Origin of the sequence: Moraxella sp. (assembly GCF_024227015.1) — a bacterium.
In the GTDB taxonomy this organism is placed as follows: Bacteria; Pseudomonadota; Gammaproteobacteria; order Pseudomonadales; family Moraxellaceae; genus Moraxella.
The window spans coordinates 1-1103 of sequence record NZ_JAAELD010000089.1 but is presented as its reverse complement, the minus strand read 5'-3'; the positions used below and the strand labels follow the sequence as shown (position 1 = coordinate 1103).

Annotated in this window: 1 pseudogene; it reads left to right on the top strand. The window is 48.2% G+C overall.

The features are described from left to right. Window positions 1-92 precede the first annotated feature (92 nt). Window positions 93-1103: pseudogene (locus tag GY683_RS02065) on the top strand (hypothetical protein); the annotation flags it as partial.

The window sequence follows — 1103 nt, the reverse complement described above, 5'->3', positions numbered from 1 at the left end:
CTGCTACACAACACCTGTCAGAATTTCGCCAAAATTCGCTTTTTTGATGGGTTACATTCTAAAGAGTGCCTTTTTTGATCTAAGGAATAATTATGGACATTGGCACAGCATTACAGAGGGTAGGTGAACACAAACAACAGGGCGCGGGCAAATGGCGGGCGAGGTGTCCAGCGCATGGGGGCGATGATAAAAACCTAGAAATACGAGACGACGGCGGGCGGGCTTATTTCACCTGTTATTCTCATGGGTGCGACCATACGAAAATCTTGGAGGCATTGGGGGAGGAAACCCGCGAACCTGTGCCAGTGTCATCATACAAAAACGGAATGCCACCAATGCCAGACGCGCCACCGATGGAGGGGGAGTTGGTAGCCAGACCAAAGCAAAAGCCAAAAACAAAACCAAATTATAAAGAAGTCGCCCGATATGATTATACCGACGAAAGCGGCGGCTATATTTTCCATAAAGTCAGATTGGAAGATGCCGACGGCAACGCGGCCAAATCATTCAGAGCAAAGCGCGGGGATGATTGGAGCATAGGCGATGCACGGCGCGTTTTGTACAATCTGCCCGCCGTTATAGCATCGCCCCGCGTTTTTGTTGTGGAAGGGGAGAAAGACGCGGATCGGCTTAATTCGATGGGGTTGGTTGCGACTTGCAATTTTGACGGGGCGAGTATGGCAGCAAGTAAGCCAAAATGGTTAGAATCATACAATCAATTCCTTGCTGATAAAGTTGTATACATCATTCCAGATAATGACGAACAGGGACGCTCTCATGCCGACCATGTGAAAAGTAGCGTACAAGACATTGCAAAAACGGCCGTTATTGTCACCCTTGACACGGGCAACATAAAGGGCGGGGACGTTTCCGACTGGCTAGATTTGGGGAATACAAAACAAGAGCTAATCGAATTATGCGAACAGGTGCCAGAAAGCGACGGTGGTGATAATTCGTGGGGATTGCTTACCCTAGCCGATGCTCAAGAACCGCTTCCCCCTATCGAATATGTAGTTGATGGCATTATAGCGCGTGGGTCTCTTTCAATGTTTTATGGTGCGCCAGCATCATTCAAATCTATGATTGGCGGTGATTTATGTATG